The organism is Plesiomonas sp. (genome assembly GCF_051652165.1).
In the GTDB taxonomy this organism is placed as follows: domain Bacteria; phylum Pseudomonadota; class Gammaproteobacteria; order Enterobacterales; family CAMTGL01; genus Plesiomonas.
In genome coordinates this window covers 393,949-411,682 of sequence record NZ_JBOFTR010000016.1, presented here as the reverse complement: position 1 = coordinate 411,682, position 17,734 = coordinate 393,949, and the positions used below count along the sequence as shown (strand labels likewise).

18 protein-coding genes are annotated in these 17,734 nt (G+C 44.1%); 15 read left to right on the top strand and 3 right to left on the bottom strand.

Annotated features, from left to right (window positions below):
* Window positions 1–3 precede the first annotated feature (3 nt).
* Together pseB and ACRC53_RS11490 are read right to left on the bottom strand one after the other, a co-directional pair.
* A complete protein-coding gene (gene pseB, locus ACRC53_RS11495; protein ID WP_438643538.1) occupies window positions 4–1,002 on the bottom strand; it encodes a UDP-N-acetylglucosamine 4,6-dehydratase (inverting) in 999 nt (332 codons plus the stop codon).
* 299 nt (window positions 1,003–1,301) lie between these two features.
* A complete protein-coding gene (locus ACRC53_RS11490) occupies window positions 1,302–1,445 on the bottom strand; it encodes a hypothetical protein (RefSeq protein ID WP_438643537.1) in 144 nt (47 codons plus the stop codon).
* Between ACRC53_RS11490 and ACRC53_RS11485 the strand changes: the two genes are divergently transcribed.
* Entirely contained in the window at window positions 1,444–2,877 is a 1,434-nt protein-coding gene (locus ACRC53_RS11485) for a flagellin N-terminal helical domain-containing protein (RefSeq protein ID WP_438643536.1), read from the top strand. The genes ACRC53_RS11490 and ACRC53_RS11485 overlap by 2 nt on opposite strands.
* Here ACRC53_RS11485 and ACRC53_RS11480 read toward each other — a convergent pair.
* Window positions 2,837–2,998: a hypothetical protein gene (locus ACRC53_RS11480; RefSeq protein ID WP_438643535.1), complete on the bottom strand. Its 162-nt coding sequence runs from the start codon at window positions 2,996–2,998 to the stop codon at window positions 2,837–2,839. The genes ACRC53_RS11485 and ACRC53_RS11480 overlap by 41 nt on opposite strands.
* A gap of 484 nt (window positions 2,999–3,482) precedes the next feature.
* Here ACRC53_RS11480 and fliD point away from each other — a divergent pair, with 484 nt between their 5' ends.
* From fliD to fliN, 14 genes are all read left to right on the top strand, one after another.
* The gene (fliD, locus tag ACRC53_RS11475) at window positions 3,483–4,847 is read left to right on the top strand and encodes a flagellar filament capping protein FliD (protein WP_438643534.1); all 1,365 of its coding nucleotides are present in this window, start codon (window positions 3,483–3,485) and stop codon (window positions 4,845–4,847) included.
* Window positions 4,848–4,878: 31 nt separating this feature from the next.
* A complete protein-coding gene (locus ACRC53_RS11470; protein WP_438643533.1) occupies window positions 4,879–5,163 on the top strand; it encodes a hypothetical protein in 285 nt (94 codons plus the stop codon).
* 96 nt (window positions 5,164–5,259) lie between these two features.
* The gene (fliS, locus tag ACRC53_RS11465) at window positions 5,260–5,649 is read left to right on the top strand and encodes a flagellar export chaperone FliS (protein ID WP_438643532.1); all 390 of its coding nucleotides are present in this window, start codon (window positions 5,260–5,262) and stop codon (window positions 5,647–5,649) included.
* A gap of 249 nt (window positions 5,650–5,898) precedes the next feature.
* The gene (locus ACRC53_RS11460; RefSeq protein WP_438643531.1) at window positions 5,899–7,548 is read left to right on the top strand and encodes a sigma-54 dependent transcriptional regulator; all 1,650 of its coding nucleotides are present in this window, start codon (window positions 5,899–5,901) and stop codon (window positions 7,546–7,548) included.
* 336 nt (window positions 7,549–7,884) lie between these two features.
* Entirely contained in the window at window positions 7,885–8,208 is a 324-nt protein-coding gene (fliE, locus tag ACRC53_RS11455) for a flagellar hook-basal body complex protein FliE (protein WP_438643530.1), read from the top strand.
* Between the two features lie 17 nt (window positions 8,209–8,225).
* On the top strand, window positions 8,226–9,941 hold the full coding sequence (gene fliF / locus ACRC53_RS11450) for a flagellar basal-body MS-ring/collar protein FliF (protein ID WP_438643529.1): 1,716 nt from the start codon (window positions 8,226–8,228) through the stop codon (window positions 9,939–9,941).
* A complete protein-coding gene (gene fliG / locus ACRC53_RS11445; protein WP_438643528.1) occupies window positions 9,931–10,956 on the top strand; it encodes a flagellar motor switch protein FliG in 1,026 nt (341 codons plus the stop codon). Before fliF ends, fliG begins: the two co-directional genes overlap by 11 nt.
* 14 nt (window positions 10,957–10,970) lie before the next feature.
* Window positions 10,971–12,011, top strand: a complete 1,041-nt coding sequence (locus ACRC53_RS11440) for a flagellar assembly protein FliH (RefSeq protein ID WP_438643527.1) — start codon at window positions 10,971–10,973, stop codon at window positions 12,009–12,011.
* Window positions 12,008–13,399 carry a flagellar protein export ATPase FliI gene (gene fliI, locus ACRC53_RS11435; RefSeq protein ID WP_438643526.1) on the top strand — a complete coding sequence of 464 codons (1,392 nt, stop codon included), beginning with the start codon at window positions 12,008–12,010 and terminating at the stop codon, window positions 13,397–13,399. The genes ACRC53_RS11440 and fliI overlap by 4 nt, the downstream gene beginning before the upstream one ends.
* Window positions 13,400–13,683: 284 nt before the next feature.
* On the top strand, window positions 13,684–14,124 hold the full coding sequence (gene fliJ / locus ACRC53_RS11430) for a flagellar export protein FliJ (protein ID WP_438643525.1): 441 nt from the start codon (window positions 13,684–13,686) through the stop codon (window positions 14,122–14,124).
* A gap of 109 nt (window positions 14,125–14,233) precedes the next feature.
* On the top strand, window positions 14,234–15,625 hold the full coding sequence (locus ACRC53_RS11425; protein ID WP_438643524.1) for a flagellar hook-length control protein FliK: 1,392 nt from the start codon (window positions 14,234–14,236) through the stop codon (window positions 15,623–15,625).
* A gap of 119 nt (window positions 15,626–15,744) precedes the next feature.
* A complete protein-coding gene (locus ACRC53_RS11420) occupies window positions 15,745–16,251 on the top strand; it encodes a flagellar basal body-associated FliL family protein (protein WP_438643523.1) in 507 nt (168 codons plus the stop codon).
* Between the two features lie 17 nt (window positions 16,252–16,268).
* On the top strand, window positions 16,269–17,312 hold the full coding sequence (gene fliM, locus ACRC53_RS11415; protein WP_438643522.1) for a flagellar motor switch protein FliM: 1,044 nt from the start codon (window positions 16,269–16,271) through the stop codon (window positions 17,310–17,312).
* A complete protein-coding gene (gene fliN / locus ACRC53_RS11410; protein ID WP_438643521.1) occupies window positions 17,305–17,709 on the top strand; it encodes a flagellar motor switch protein FliN in 405 nt (134 codons plus the stop codon). The genes fliM and fliN overlap by 8 nt, the downstream gene beginning before the upstream one ends.
* Window positions 17,710–17,734: the final 25 nt, after the last annotated feature.

Here is a 17,734-nt window from a genome sequence, read left to right as displayed (position 1 = left end):
GAATCAGATACTCCCAATTTTAGCTTGATTCAGCTCAATCCATGTCTGGAGCGTATCTTTGCTCATCCATTCAGTGTTGTTATCACTGGAGTAAACAAAGCCTTCAGTCACTTTTTTTCCATCTTTGATACGTTCTGGGGAAGTATGCCATTCATGGATTGCGGGTAGGATTTTATAATGTTCAGGGTATTCGTAGGTGTAGTAAGAGTCTTCAACGCCGATCATCTGTTCGTGTAATTTCTCACCAGGGCGAATGCCAACAATCTCTTGCTGTGCTTTTGGCGCAATCGTTGCTGCAATATCGGTAATATTCATCGATGGGCTTTTCTTAACGTAAATCTCGCCGCCCACCATATCTGCGAAGGCATGCCAAATCAGCTCAACGCCTTGCTCTAACGTGATCATAAAGCGCGTCATGCGCGGATCTGTTACTGGCAACACGCCTTTATCTTTAATTGACAAGAAAAATGGAATAACTGAACCGCGTGAGCCCATCACATTGCCATAACGCACAACAGCAAAGCGTGTTTTGTTTGCCCCAGAGTAAGAATTGCCTGCAACAAAGAGTTTATCTGAGGCCAACTTAGTTGCCCCATATAAGTTTGCAGGGCTGCTGGCTTTATCTGTAGACAGCGCGACGACTTTTTGCACACTTTTATCGATACAAGCATCAATCAGGTTCATTGCCCCGTTAATGTTGGTTTTGATGCATTCAAATGGATTGTATTCAGCCGTAGGCACAATTTTAGTTGCAGCGGCGTGCACAACAAAATCAACGCCATCGAGTGCACGCATTAAACGATCTTTATCGCGAACATCACCAATAAAAAAGCGTAGGCGTTTTTCATTTGGATATTTCTTTGCCATATCCCATTGTTTCATTTCATCACGCGAATAAATGATGATTTTCTTTGGGTTGTATTTGGCCAGTGTCATTTCAACAAACTGGTGACCGAAAGAACCAGTACCGCCAGTAACCAGAATCACTTTGTCATTAAACATAGGTACGCCATTAATTCATCAATGAAGGGCAGTAAAGGGAATGCACCCTATATAGAAAAATAGGAAGTCGATTTCTTGACATGCCGCATTGCAAACTCGTTATGGCTACTCTCAAGCATAACTTGTGCCAATACGATAAATGGTGCATTGATGTGCGTTAACACGGTTTTGTACAACAATAAAAAATAAATAAATTTTTTATAATCAACGTGTTATTTAATGTTGTGAAATTTATTCTTCAAGTTTTTCTAGGGTTGCCGATTAACTGTATACAAGCAATCAGCATGCAAGCTGCACGGTTAGCCTAAGCGATAAACATAAAAAATTGTCCAACGGGCTAATGTTGTTGTGAGCAGTGCCGATAGATGATGGTGTAACAAATAATCAATAAGTCGCTGCGGGCAAGTATGCTGGGTGGCAAATTTAACGGAGATTACAAGCATGGCTATTACCGTAAACACCAACGTGACCGCGCTGAATGCCCAGCGTAACCTGAACAAAACCAACAATGCGCTGAATGTGTCTATGCAGCGTTTGTCTACCGGTAACCGTATCAACTCAGCAAAAGATGATGCGGCAGGTATGCAGATTGCTAACCGTCTGGGTTCACAAATCAGCGGTCTTGGCGTGGCAATGAAAAATGCCAATGACGGTATCTCTATTGCACAAACTGCTGAAGGTGCAATGCAGGAGTCAACCAATATTCTAAATAAAATGCGTGATTTGGCTCTGCAATCAGCAAACGGTTCAAACTCAGATGCTGACCGTGCTGCTATGCAAAAAGAGGTTGATTCACTAAAAAATGAGATGACCCGTATTGCAGAAACCACCACTTTTGGTGGCCAGAAGCTGATTGATGGCTCTTTCGGTACAAAATCATTCCAAGTGGGTTCAGAAGCGAATGAGACTATCGATATTAGCTTGGGCAATATGACGGCTGCTAAACTGGGTGCAAATAAAACCAGTACCACTACTCGTTTAGGTACTGCGTTAGCTGCTACTAACACTGCAGGTACAAACACCGTTACTGATGGTGAGTTACTCATTAAAGGTAAAGGTGATGAAACTATCACTGTTACCGCAGGTGCTACAGCCAAACAAGTTGCAGCACAAGTTAATGCCGTATCAAATAAAACCGGTGTGAATGCATCAGCAAAAACCAGCGTAGGTCTTGCGATTACTGGTGGTAAATTAGATATTGAACTGTCAAGTACAGCATCAGGTGCAACAGCCGAGCGAATCACCGTAAACTCTGATGATATTAATGATCACGCAAAAGCGATCAATGATAAAGCAGCGAAAACAGGTGTAAAAGCCAAAGTTGAGAACGGTTCATTAGTCTTAATGAATGAGAATGGCGAAGACATTAAAGCTGAGAATAAAGGTGCTGCAGGCACGTCTATCGGCGGTGTAGGTTTAGCAGCCGGTGGTGCAGCTGCAAACTCTATTACTGTGGCAGGGACTATTGAGTACTCTAGCAATAGCGGTGCATTCTCTGTTACAGGTACTGTTGATGAGCTGGGTACTGGCGGTGCGGATACTGCTGCAAGTTCTTCGCAAGTGGCTGTATCAAGTGTTGATATGTCAACACAAGATGGCGCACAAAGTGCAATTTCTGTTATCGACGGTGCATTGGCAACTATCGATAATCAGCGTTCAGATTTAGGTGCGTTGCAAAACCGTCTTTCTAGTACTATCAGTAACTTAGGTAATATTCAAGAGAATACAACGGCCGGCCGTAGCCGTATCATGGATGTGGATTTTGCCTCTGAAACCACCAACATGACTAAGCAACAAATTCTGCAACAAGCAGGTACCGCAATGCTGGCGCAGGCTAAGCAATTGCCACAATCTGCACTGTCACTGCTGGGTTAATTCTCTGCAACGTTTGTACACACAAACGCGTGATAACAACAGGGGCTAATGCCCCTGTTGTATTATCTTGCCATGTTAGCAGTGCAAAAGGGGCAATATCTGTTGCGAGAACTTCGTTCACGCCTTATTTTTGGCTCTCTTCCCTATACGACCCCTCTTTGCTCTGAAAATGACAGCCGTATTGTTACCGGTTGTACTCTTTGTTATGCCCTATTTGGCTATTGAGCCTGCATCAACTCGTTTATGCCGTGCCAGCACTAAGGGGGGCTATAACTGAAATATTTATGAATAACGCCATAGTGACTAAAGCCATAGTGACTAAAGCAGCGATTACTGCAATTGCAGTTACAGTTAAAAAAGCATTAACCGCTCAGTACATGCAGTGTTCTAGGCAAATAATGTAGGGGTCATACTGCAAAACCTGTTGTCAGGTATTGGTTCATCATCTTGAAAACAAAAAATATAGGCTTGCCAAAAACATGGCAGTTCAAATGGCCAGTATTTTGCTTTATGACAGAAAACAGATTCATTTGGCGACACAAAAGTAAATATTGCTTTCGCTACGTACAGAGAAACCCGTACACGATAATAAACAGAGGTGAAATATGCGCGCTCCCGGTATTGGTTCTGGTTTACCTGTCGCCGATTGGGTCGATATGATGGTGAAGGCGGAAGCTACACCAAAATTAAAACAGTTTCAAAAACAGCAACAAACGCTTGATACACAAATTTCATCGTACGGAAAATTGAAATCGTCGTTAACTGAATTTCAAGATTCACTAGAAAAAATGCAAAAAGATGAGGCCTTTGATAAGCGTAAGGTTGATATTATCGGTAAAGAGCCCCCGTTCTCTGGATCTGCCAGCAAAGAGGCGATCTCTGGCAGTTACGATGTGGCCGTTAAGCAGTTAGCCAAAGAGCAAAAAACCAATCTAGGTGCAGTAGAGCCTGATACCAAATTTGAATCAGGAACGTTAGATTTTAAAGTCGGCGAAGAGAGTTTTGCTGTTGAGATAAAAAAAGACAGTAGCCTGAAAGATATTGCCGATGCTATCAATAAATCCCCCGATAATACCGGAGTCAAAGCCACGATTGTCACGTACACCGATGCTGCCGGTAAACCACAAAATGAACTGGTGTTAATGGGCGAAAAAACCGGTGAAAAGAACAGTTTTGAAGTGACATCTTCAGCAGATCCAAGCAGTAAACTGGGGCAAATGATCGCTGGGCAAAACACTGCGCCTGAAAACATGCCACAAGATGCCATTTTAACCATTGATGGTAAAGAGATCCGCAGTGCATCGAACAAAGTGGAAAATGCAATTCAAGGGTTAACACTCGATCTGAAAGAGGTATCAGAAAAAGATGCTTCTGATAAATATAAAACCAATCGGGTAACCGTAGGCTATGACAATAGCGCAGTTAAAACGAGCTTAAGTGAGTTTGTTGCAGCATACAATAGCATTATTGATATTACCGATGAGCTGACCAAATACAATAAAGAGACCAGTACCGCAGCCCCTCTCACCGGGGATAGTTTGGTTCGAAACTTAATGGTGCAGATGCGCGAAATTATGACGAGCCCATCTGAAGCGGCAGGCAGCGTAAAGTTTTTGGCTGATATTGGTATTAGCACTGAGCGAGATGGCAAACTTAAAATTGATGATGAAAAACTTGATGAAATACTCGAAGATAATTTTACCAAGGTAGGCGCATTTTTCTCAGATAAAAACGACGGTATATCTAGCAAGCTAGAAACACTCATGAAAGATTTTGTGGGTGCAACGGGCTCATTAACCGAAAAAGATAAAGCATTAAATGAACAAGTGCGTAAATTAGGTAAAGAAAAAGAGGCATTTGATAAACGGATGACTGATTTTGAAATCAGAATGACCAATCAATTTAATGCGATTGACGCTGCCGTTACACAAATGCAACAACAGATGAATACCGTATTAAGTGTGTTGTAAATAAAGCTGCTTTATTAAATAGGTTAATTGTATGCTAACAGAAGTTATGCAAATTGATGAGCAGTTGCGGGCGTTATTTTCTGAACAAGCCGATCCTGAACCAGAAGATATTTATACGCTTTTATCTGCTCGGCAACAAAGCCTTGAGCAAATATTACCAAACTTATCAACTGACCATAAAAAGCAATTGCATGAATTAACAAAGTCACTGCTTTTTTGTGTACAAAAAACACGAGCCCGTTATGCATTAACGCTATTTCAACATAAAAGAACACAGAAAGGGGTAAAGGCATATCAACGAATCAGTGTGCAGTGAATGTACTGGTTAATAAATAAAAACAGTTATTCGATGGTGTTCATTGTGTATGCATTCATTACAATAAAATCAGTATAAAAATAAGAGAGTCAAATTATGCGTGGAACGTTACAAGCGTACAAAAAAGTCTCAGTAGACAGTCAGTTACAGTCAGCATCACCGCATAAAGTAATTTTAATGCTACTTAATGGTGCGATAGAGCGGTTAGTGCAAGCTAAGGCCGCAATACACATGAATAATACTGCCGTAAAAGGTGAACGATTAGGAAAAGCGATTGCTATTATTACGCATTTACACGCATGTTTATCAGAACAAGAGGGAGGCGATATTGCAAAGAATTTAGCGCAATTGTATGAGTATATGCAGACTCAATTATTACACGCCAATATTCATAATGATGTTAAAAATATTGATGAAGTTATTACGCTATTAACGGAAATTAAAATATCGTGGGAACAAATTCCCACTGAATTGCATCATATATGATGAATAATAACAGTTGCACTTATTTGCTTTGTATTTAATACTTAGAAATCAAATGCGATTTATATCGCAAATTTCGTTGTATATTTATTTTAATATAAACATATGCACATAATAGTAAGCTTGTTTTTAGTTAAGTAGATCACAAAAATAAGGTGAGATACAGCAAGTACATATGATTGCATAAGGGTATATTGATATAGTTATCAATTATTAAAATATAAACATTAATGGTGTATAGAAATTCGTATCATGTCTGGATTGCAGAAGTTCTTATTGATCGAAGATGATTTTGAGCGGCGCACAATGCTAACCACTATTTTTGATTTTATTGGTCAAGATAGTATTACGGTATCATCGTGCGAAGTAAAACCGTCTCTTGCAGAATCTCATGTTTGGGCTGGTTGTTTGCTAGGCCATATTGCTGATATTCATCAACGTGAAGAGGTAATCGACTTCCTGCGTATTCACCACTATATTCCGGTGATTGTTTTTTCTGATATTAACGTTGGAGCACAGATATTAAGCAACAGTACTAACATAAATAATACTGATATAAGTTGCTCTGATATTAATAATACTTATTCAGGCAGTAATCATGTTGGAAATGTGTGTGCGCCACTCAATTATGCTCAATTAACCGAGGCATTACGCCACTGTTATGAATTTACTGGGCGACATTTAGCCTCTTATCCGCAAATTACCCGTAAAAACACCCTATTTCGTAGCTTGGTTGGGCGAAGCCACACCGTACAACATGTGCGCCGCTTGATTGAACAAGTTGCCCCGACAGAGGCCAGCGTGCTGATTTTAGGTGAATCTGGCACAGGAAAAGAGGTTGTTGCGCGTAATATTCACTATCATTCAGTGCGTAGCAGTGGCCCGTTTGTGCCAGTAAACTGCGGCGCAATTCCAGCAGAGTTACTAGAAAGTGAATTGTTTGGGCATGAAAAAGGTGCGTTTACCGGTGCAATCTCTACCCGTAAAGGCCGGTTTGAACTGGCTGAAGGCGGCACACTGTTTTTAGATGAAATCGGTGATATGCCGATGCCAATGCAAGTTAAACTGTTGCGCGTATTGCAAGAGCGCAGTTTTGAGCGCGTAGGCAGTAATAAAACATTACGGGCTGATGTGCGGGTTATTGCCGCAACGCACCGAAATCTTGAAGAGATGATTGCTCAGGGCGAATTTCGTGAAGATCTGTACTATCGGTTAAATGTGTTCCCTATTGAGGTGCCTGCGTTACGCGATCGTGCAGAAGATATACCGTTATTGTTGCAAGAGTTGTTGTCGCGTTTAACCGCCGAAGGGGCAAAAAGTGTGCATTTTACCCCACGAGCGTTACATTCACTGTGCGCCTACCCTTGGTTAGGTAATGTACGTGAACTGGCTAATTTAACTGAGCGATTGGTCATTTTATACCCTGATGCGCTAATCGATGTTAGCCATTTACCGGCAAAATACCGGTGTATTGATGTTGCTGAGTTTCAACCTAATACTGACTGTTATCTGCAAGAGAGCACCCTTTTAAAAAAATCAGCAATATCAAGAGGTGAGTTAACAAATATCTCTAACAATAGTGTGCAAGATAGTGATGAGCAAGAGATGCTCGAACGTGCTGCACTTAATGAGATATTTAATGAGGCAGTAAGTCTCACCTCTGATACTGCAGCAATAGCAACAACCACTAGCGAAGCTGATGGTTTTGTGACATCGCTACCTTCTGAAGGGATGAATTTAAAAGAGATGCTCTCTGATTTAGAGATTGATCTTATTCGCCAAGCCCTTGAGGCTCAGTATGGTGTGGTTGCTCGCGCTGCTGATATGTTGGGTATGCGCCGTACAACATTGGTTGAAAAAATGCGTAAATATGGCTTGAGTAAAGAAAACTCAGCGGCCTGATTTAAGTATGATGACCGTGTCTTTTATGTATATCGCCACTTTATTTAAGCTGTAAGGTGGCGTTTATTTAATACCACGATTGTTATTTTTAGGGCGACTTTTTGCAAATTTTATCTCATTTATCTCATTTATCTCGTTTTTATCTCACATGTTCGCCCCTTTTATTTTTTACTTTTCTCTGATTTTTACCGTATTTGTATTCAACTTAAGATCAATGCTACAGCCGATATTGCATTTTTATTCTGCTCTAACGTTAATTTGGTATCTAATTTGCATAACCTAGTAAGTGACACCCAATAAAGTAGTTTTTGTGGCGTTTGAATGGTGGAGTAGAGCATGGAATTATCGGCAATACAGCAAGAGATGCGAAGCATGACACTTGATGCAGCAGGTTCTGCTAGCCAACTGGCAGTAGGCAGCACAGCACAAAGTCGTGCAGTCGATTTTTCGGCTCTGTTAGGCGATGCGATTAACCATGTTAATGGGCTACAAAAAAGTGCAAATACACAAGCCACACGTTTTGATGCCGGAGATCGAACGGTCGGGCTATCAGATGTCATGATTGCGGGGCAAAAGTCGTCAGTGGCGTTTGAGGCGACAGTACAGGTACGTAATAAGCTTGTTGAGGCTTATAAAGAAATTATGAGCATGCCAGTTTAACGGCGATTGGTTGAAATATGGCAGAGTCAAACACACAGTTAGCCACAGCATCTGATGCAACGTTGATCACGGCAGAGAGCCGTGGGCAGAACCCTGATCTGGGGGAGCGATCATCACGTTTTGAGTTTTTATCGCAAATTGACTGGTTACGACAACTCATTTTAGTTGTGGCTCTTGCGATTTGTATCGCATTGATAATATTTGCTTTTTTTTGGGCGCAAGAGCCTGAAATGCGGCCGTTAGGCACATATACCAACGAGGAGTTGGTGCAAACGCTTGATTTTCTTGATCAGAATAAAGTGCCTTACACATTAGAAGGTAACACGGTCAAAATTAATCAAGAGACATATCAAAAAACCAAACTGATGTTAACGCGTGCAGGTTTAAATCAAACCCAAGATCAAGGTGATGATATTCTGCTCAAAGACATGGGGTTTGGCGTTTCACAGCGTTTAGAGCGCGAGCGCCTAAAACTTAGCCGTGAACGCCAACTTGCTTCTGCAATAGAAAAAATCCGCAATATTCAAAAAGCACAAGTTATGCTGGCTTTGCCGCGTGAAAGCGTTTTTATTCGTGATGAAGCAAAAGCCAGTGCCAGTGTCATGGTGACATTGCGTTCCGGCCGTAGTTTAACGCAAGAAGAGGTTGACTCAATTGTTGATATTGTTGCCTCAGCAGTGCCAGGGCTGAGTAACACCCGAGTGACAGTGACCGATCAAAATGGCCGCTTACTCAACTCAGGTAGCCAAGACCCCAGTGCAGTAGCCCAGCGTCGAGAATTTGACTTACAACGTCAGCAAGAAAAAATCTTACGTGAAAAGATTGACTCTATTCTGATCCCCGTATTAGGTATGGGCGCATATACCGCTGAAGTGGGTGTTTTGCTCGATTTTACCCAAACCGAACAAACCCAAAAACAGTTTGATCAAGCCAATCCAACCATGCGTAGCGAGTTTAACCGCGAAAATGTTAATCGTGGGCGGGGGGTAGCAGGGGTGCCTGGCGCTCTGAGTAATCAGCCTCCGGCAGACTCTTCTATTCCTGAAGATGTTAAAAACTTGCAAAACAGCGATAAAACCGCAGAGGGCAATTTTAGCAAAGAATCAACCCGTAACTATGAAGTTGACACCACCATTAAGCACACTCGTCAGGCCAGTGGGCAGGTGAAAAACATGAGCGTTTCGGTGGCAATAGACTACAAACCTGGAACGGCACCCGATTCAGGAAATCCGGTACGGGTTGCACGCAATGATGCGGAAATTGAAAATTTACGCCGTCTGCTTGTCGGGGGATTAGGGTTAAATATGACCCGTGGTGATGTGCTTGAGGTTGTTTCTGTGCCGTTTGCATCAACAGATGCTCAAGCGCAAATGACAGATCCTCCGTTCTGGGAGAGCGAAAATTTCCGCCAAAGTGTTCGTTATCTCTCGGCTGCATTAGTGGTGATTGTACTGTTACTGGTGTTGGTGCGCCCAGCAATGCAACGCCTGCTTAATCCAAAACTGGATAAACAGCTGCAAGATGGTGCTGACAACGATCTGCTGCAAGAAGATGAGCTCAAATTGCTCAGTAGTGATTTGGATGATAACTCTCTGTCTCTGGGCAGTATGCTGGAGTTGCCAAACCTACACCGTGATGAAGATCTGGTCAAAGCGGTGCGTGCACTGGCTGCTAATGAGCCAGAATTGGCAACGCAAGTGATCAAGTACTGGTTAGAAAATAATGACGGATAAAGAAGAGTTACCGGCATACAGCATGTCGGGATTAGAGATGTCTTCTATTTTGCTGTTAAGTTTAAGTGAAGAAGATGCGGGTAATATTTTAAGTAAACTTGAGCCTAAACAGGTACAAAAGTTGGGGCGGCAAATGGCTGTCACACTGGATCCTGGGCATGAGCAAGTTGCGCATGTTCATCGCCGTTTTGTTGATGATATTCAAAAGTTCACCAGTATTGGTGTGGGTAGCCATGACTTTGTGCGTAATGCATTGGTTGCTGCATTGGGTGAAGATAAGGCCAGTAATCTGGTTGATCAAATCATCATGTCGAGCGGTTCAAAAGGCCTTGATACCTTAAAATGGATGGATGCACGGCAAGTTGCCAGCATTATTCAGCATGAACACCCGCAAATTCAGACCATTGTATTGGCCTATTTAGAGCCTGATCAATCGGCAAATATTATGTCGCAATTCCCTGAACGGGTTCGCCTTGATTTGATGATGCGAATTGCCAATCTAAGCGAAGTTCAGCCCGCAGCCCTGCAAGAGCTAAACGATATTATGGAGAAACAGTTTGCTGGTCAGGCAGGCGCTCAGTCAGCCAAGATGGGCGGGCCAAAGGCGGCTGCCGAGATCATGAACTACTTCGATACCGCCATTGAATCACCACTGATGGATTCACTGCGCGATCAAGATGAAGAGCTTGCACAGCAAATTCACGATCTGATGTTTGTATTCGATAACTTAATGGATGTTGAGGATCGTGGTATCCAACTGTTACTGCGTGAAGTGGCCAGTGATGTATTGCAACGTGCATTGAAAGGGGCAGATGAACATATTCGTGAAAAAGTATTCCGCAATATGTCTAAACGTGCAGTTGAAATGTTGCGTGAAGATCTTGATGCAATGGGGCCGGTGCGAATTGCTGATGTTGAAGCCGCACAAAAAGAGGTGCTGGCGATTGTCCGTCGGATGGCCGATGCCGGAGAGATTGCGATTAATAGCCCTGGCAGTGGTGATCAGTTTATCTAACCTGAGGTATACCCATGGATAAGCCCCCAATAGCCCGTTATTTGCGTGCTGATCCACGCACTGCAGATCAGTTCTCTGCTTGGCCATTGCCTGATTACAGCCAAGAAACGGTTGATGAACAAACATTAAATGCACTCGGTTATAACCGTACAGTGCGTTGGGAAACACCCGATAGCGAAGAGGAAGAGCTCAGTGTACCGGGTCTGACGGCAGAGGCGTTAGCTGAAATCCAACAAGCTGCGCACGAAGAGGGGTTAGCTGCTGGAAAGTTAGCCGGTGAAGCACTGGGTTATCAAGCAGGTTTTGAGCAAGGGCAAAAAGAGGGGTTTGAAAAAGGGCAGCAACAGGGCTATCAACAGGGCGTTGATGATGGGCAGATTTATATTCGTGAACAAGTTGATGCCCTAATACAAACATTGGCAGCACTGCATCAACCTTTGCGTGATATTGAGCAACAACTTGAATTGCAATTGGTCGATATGCTAGTCACTCTTACAAAAGAGGTGACACATTGTGAAGTTATGCTTAACCCTGCCGTATTGCTCGATACGATACGTCAGGCGATTGCAGCTTTACCTGTTGCCGCAGCACAACCGCTGATTTTATTGCATCCAGCAGATTTGCAGTGGGTTGAGTCATTGTACGGTCTCGATGCAATTGCCGAGCGTGGCTGGCGTTTACGCACAGATCCTACGTTACAGCGTGGTGATGTTCAAGTGAGTGAACATATTTCTCAGGTTACGTTTTGTATGCGCGATCGCCTTGCGGCAGTCATCAATCAATTTCATCATACCAACCATAGCCATGTAGAGCCTGTTGCGCAGGCGGTACAACATCGGTTAGAAACTTTACCTACGCCGCTATCAGAGCCAAGCGCACCTGATTGTGAGAGTACATCTATCTCTATGTCGGCATCTGAAGTGATGAACAGATCAACGCCACTTGCTACGTCAACAGAGACATCAACGACACACACATCAATGGCACACACATCACCAATCTCTGATCAAAATATCTCTGCGCAACATCCTACTGATGAGCCATTGTGTGCATGAAACTGGCTGACTCTGCGTTAACACCGATATTGACTTCCCCACGTTCATTACAGGGAACACTGCCAGTATCAACATTACAACAACGTCTGTCAGCGTATCAGTTGCACGGATTAAGTACTCGTGCAGTTGCAGCCGGAAAATTAATGCGTGTGGTGGGGCTGACACTTGAAGCGGTGGGTTGTCGGGCTTCGGTCGGCAGCTTGTGCATGATAGAGACCCTCAGCGGTGAAATGGAAGCCGAAGTGGTGGGTTTTAGTGATGAAACCCTGTTTTTGATGCCAACTGAACCCTTAACGGGTGTGTTACCAGGGGCACGAGTTACACCGATTATCAGCAAGCAAGGTATTCCAGTTGGCCCTGAGTTGTTAGGGCGGATTATCGACGGTGTTGGCCGGCCACTTGACGGGCTTGGCCCATTGCGCTGTCAGCAAAGTGCTGATTTCTCTGCTGCACCGATTAACCCACTGCAGCGTAAACCGATTCACGATGTGCTTGATGTTGGGATTAAAGCCATCAACAGTATGTTGACGGTGGGTAAAGGCCAGCGGATTGGTCTATTTGCCGGATCGGGGGTAGGTAAATCGGTCACGCTGGGCATGATGACGCGTGGCACAACGGCTCAAGTAGTGGTAGTTGGGTTAATTGGTGAGCGTGGCCGTGAAGTGCGTGAGTTTATCGAAGAGATCTTAGGTGATGAAGGGCGACAACGTGCTGTGGTGATTGCCGCGCCTGCTGACTCTTCACCCTTGATGCGTTTGAAAGGTTGTCAGACCGCTTTAACGGTTGCAGAGTACTTTCGTGATCAGGGGCAAGATGTCCTGCTGCTGATGGATTCGCTAACCCGTTTTGCACAGGCGCAGCGTGAAATTGCTTTATCAGTAGGGGAGCCTCCGGCAACAAAAGGTTATCCGCCATCTGTTTTCGCCAAATTGCCTGCACTGGTTGAACGTGCAGGTAACGGTGCAGAGGGGCAAGGCTCGATCACTGCATTTTTTACCGTACTGAGCGAGGGGGATGATCTGCAAGACCCAATCGCTGATGCTTCGCGCGCCATTTTAGATGGTCATATTGTGTTATCGCGCCAGCTTGCTGATGCAGGGCATTATCCAGCGATTGATGTTGAACGTTCAGTCAGTCGGGTTATGCCATCGATCACCAGTGAAGAGCACCAACTGATGGCTCGTGCAGTACGCCAGATTTGCGCCACTCACAACCGTAATCAAGACTTAATCGCCATTGGTGCTTATCAGCGTGGGAATGATCCACGTGTTGATCAGGCTATCGATATCAAGCCAAAAGTTGATGAGTATTTACAGCAGCGGATGAAAGAGGTCTGCCCGTTTGATGCGTGTGTAAGTCAGCTAAAACAGGTATTGCTGGGGGGATAATACGCTCCGCCAATCAATGTATTCATAACGCGTATATGACCTGTAAGGGTTACGGCTATGCACTTTGTGAGCAGTACCACAAATAAATCAACCATATTATCAATTGTGGCACAGCAAATGCTCTCATCTTATAGATATAGGCTTTGTGCAAATTTAACATGCCAATAAACATACGCGTAATACGCAGTACCAGTGCATGATAAAAAGCATATATCGATCTTCTATCTCGATAGAAAAGCTCAGTGAAGCCCCCCTAAATGCGCGTAAATAACAGGAGTTATCAGGTGAATGCACTTACGCTGTTGCTAGAGCAAGCAGAACAAAAAGAACAAACTGCTTCGGGTGTTTTATCTCAAGCACGCCAGCAGTTGAGTGGTCATCTTGCGCAGATGGATGTGATTCACGACTACCGTTTTGATTATTGTCAGCAGTTATCTGTACGCGGCTCAGCGGGGTTAACGGCTCATGAGTATAGCCATTTACAGCAGTTTATTGGCCATCTTGATCAAAATTTAACGAAACAAAACTACGCGCGTCGCTCATTTGAAGAGCAGGCGGATCGGGCACGCGATCAATGGTTAACCGCAAAAAAAAAGCATAAATCGCTGATGATGTTAATAGAAAAGCGCACGTTGCAAAAACAGCAAAAAGCTGCACGTGAAGAACAAAAGCTCAATGATGAAATGGCTGAGCAATTACTGCGACGTAAAGCAACCACACGTTAACGCAGATACGTGTTAAGTCAATTTATTGTCACAGCAGATATTTTTTTTGGCGTTCCTTTCCCCGAAAATTGTAATCGCCACGATGCGTGCAGAAAAAGGAGATTTCGAGATGACATTAAGCGCAATACCGACAGCCCAATCTTCTGCACCTATGCCGCATTCGGCTGGCAAAAGCCAGATGAAACCTAACACTACAGCAGCAATTTTTCCCGCTAAAGAGGGGCATTTTGCCACGTGTCTAGAGCAATCAAATGTAGATTTAGCAACACCTACAGATAAATCACTTACAGAGAGTCAAGATGAAGCCGAATCGGCTATTGCAGACAATGCGAGTACACCTCTGGCAACGCTTGAGGGGCAGATTGCCACTTTGCCTTCTGAAAATACGATAAACAGTGAGTTATCCGGTAATCAGTTTAATCAACAGGCGAATATCACAGACAGTGAGCCAACAACGGTAGAAGGGCAAAATACCACAGAAACATTGGCTGCAGAGACACCGCTTAAGAGCGAGATCACAGGCCACGTCACCCTATTGAGTGATCCGTTAAACTCAATGATTAATGCACAAGATGATCCTTGGCTACAGCAGCTTGATGCTAACCGTAAAGCACTGCAATTACCTGTTTCCCACTTAGAGAGGGAGAGTCAGGGGGGGCAAGATGCTATACAGCATACTGATTTTAGCCACTTAACGGGGAAAATTTCTGCCACGAAGATGACCGAGAACGATGTTGCTATTTTGCAAGTTAATGAACCAGTATCAGCCCATTCTCAGAAAATAAAGACGCTGTTACACGGTGAAAATAGAGATAATGTCCTTGTTGACGATGATGTCACGTTGCAGAACAAGCTGATATTAAATGAGAGTAGTTTACAAAAAGAGCTGAGTAATAGCGCACAAATGGCAGAGCGTCTCTCGCTTTTAACCTCAGTAGCAACACAACCCAATGATAGCGCAGCAGCGATACCTATGCCGGCTCATGGGCAAGATTTACTCACGGCACTGCGCCAACATAATGCGATATCGACCCACCAAGCAGACGTTATCGCTACGCCAAATACACCCCTCCCGTTGCGTCATTTTGAACAAAGTGCACAGGTTTTGCATGAACAGGTACAGTTTTTGCTTAACCGTAAGTTAGATACGGTGGAAATCCGACTCGATCCCCCTGAACTGGGTAATTTACAGATTAAATTACAGATAAATCAGGATCAGGCACAAGTGGGGATCACGGTCCACAATACGCAAGCACGTGAGTTGCTTGAGCAGACATTACCGCGCTTGCGTGAGATGCTGGCACAACAGGGTATTTTGCTTGGGCAGACCCAGATACAGCAACAAGCACAAGGCCAAGGGCATGATCGTAGAGAACAAGCTCATGAACACCCGCATGCTATGTCGGCACAAACGTCACGCACAACAGAGTCTGCAGACGCTGAATCACGGTTGTTAGATACTGTCGCACTTTCATCCTATCAGGTTGATTATTATGCGTAGTTGATAACAGAGCATCGTTGATTACCGTGCAAAATATGGCGCAATACTCAATAGATTATTAACAATAAACGGGGCATTGCGCCTTCGTAAGAGCAGATTAAGGGATCAGGAAAAAGGCAATGGCGGAGAATCTTACGCTTGAGGGCTTGCGTCGTCGTAGTGCATCACAGCGAAAAAAAATTATGTGGGTTGTGGGAATTGTCACTCTGTTGGCGATTATTGCGGGCAGTTATTACTTTTTTTTCCATCGCAATAATTCTATAGAAAATGAGAAAATTGAAGCTGACTTTCTGCCTGCTATGGGCTCAACGGCATTATATGTCAACGCATCACGCTCGTTTGTCTTTAACGTGCAGGGGGAGTCGCGTGATCGGTTAGTTGAGATCAGTGTTCAATTGTTAGTACGTAATGAGATTGAGCAACAACAAGTACAAGCAAATCTGCCACTTATTGAAAATCAAATGATTACCTCATTTGCAACGGCAACAACAGAGCAGTGGCGTGATCCACGGAGTCGTGAAACGCTGCGCGCCCAAGTGCTCGCAGAGGTTCGCGATACGTTGCAAAAATTGCTAAATACACCAGCAGTCGAGCAAATTTTGTTAACTAATTATGTTATGCAGTAATTCAGTAGGGTGACCCTGTGAGCGATATCCTATCCCAAGATGAAATCGACGCGTTATTACACGGGGTTGATGATGTACTAGAAGATGTGCCTATTTCTACCCGCGCAGGGGGAATACGCGCGTTTGATTTTTCATCGCAAGATCGCATTGTGCGTGGGCGGATGCCCACTCTTGAGCTGATCAATGAACGCTTTGCCCGCCATATGCGGATCAGTTTATTCAATATGATGCGCCGCACTGCCGAAGTGTCGATCAATGGCGTGCAAATGCTGAAATTTGGTGAGTATGTACACACGTTGTTTGTGCCAACGAGCCTAAATATGGTGCGTTTTCGCCCCTTAAAAGGCACAGCTCTGATCACACTGGAAGCCCGCTTGGTTTTTATTTTGGTTGAAAACTTTTTCGGTGGTGATGGCCGTTTCCCGAATAAGGTTGAGGGGCGTGAATTTACCCCTGCTGAACGCCGAATTATTCAAATGCTGCTGAAGCTGATTTTCGGTGACTATAAAGATGCTTGGGGGCCTGTCATGGAGATGGAGTTTGAATACCTTGACTCCGAAGTGAACCCCGCGATGGCCAATATTGTCAGCCCAACAGAAGTGGTGGTGGTGAACTCATTCCATATCGAACTCGATGGTGGGGGCGGTGATATTCATATTGCAATGCCTTATTCGATGCTTGAGCCAATTCGTGAACTGCTAGATGCCGGTGTGCAGGGCGATAAAAGTGATACGGATATGCGCTGGGGCAAGGCGCTGCGTGAAGAGATCATGGAGATCAATGTTGATCTGCGCGCCAAGCTGCTCGATGTTGATCTGCCGCTGCGCGATCTGATGAATATGCAAGCAGGTGACATTATTCCGGTTGATATGCCAGAGAACCTGTTGGTATATGTGGAAGATTTGCCTACGTTTCGCGCCAAATTAGGGCAGGCAAATGAGAATTTGGCGTTAAAAATTACTGAACGGCTAAAACGCCCTGAGGTGATGAAAAGTGAACTCTCGTTGATCCGAGATAACGATAAATTACTTGATGAAATTGTGGTGCTAGACGATGAGTGACATAACAACTGATCAAGACCTACTGGCCGAGCAGTGGGCTAACGAGATGAGCAATGAGGGCAATCTTGATAACGGCGTAAAACGTGCCGAACTTGAAGAGTTGCATGATGATAGCGAAGCTCTAAATATGACAGAGCGAAAACGTCTTGACAGTATTTTGGATATACCTGTCACCATTTCGATGGAGGTTGGGCGTAGCCAGATCAGCATTCGTAATCTGCTGCAACTGAATCAGGGTTCTGTTGTTGAGTTAGAGCGTATCGCCGGAGAACCGCTTGATGTTATGGTTAACGGCACACTGATCGCGCATGGGGAAGTGGTCGTCGTCAATGATAAATTTGGTATCCGTTTGACTGATGTTATTAGCCAAACCGAGCGCATCAAGAAGCTTAAATAGATGATATTAAAAATGTTTTTTACTC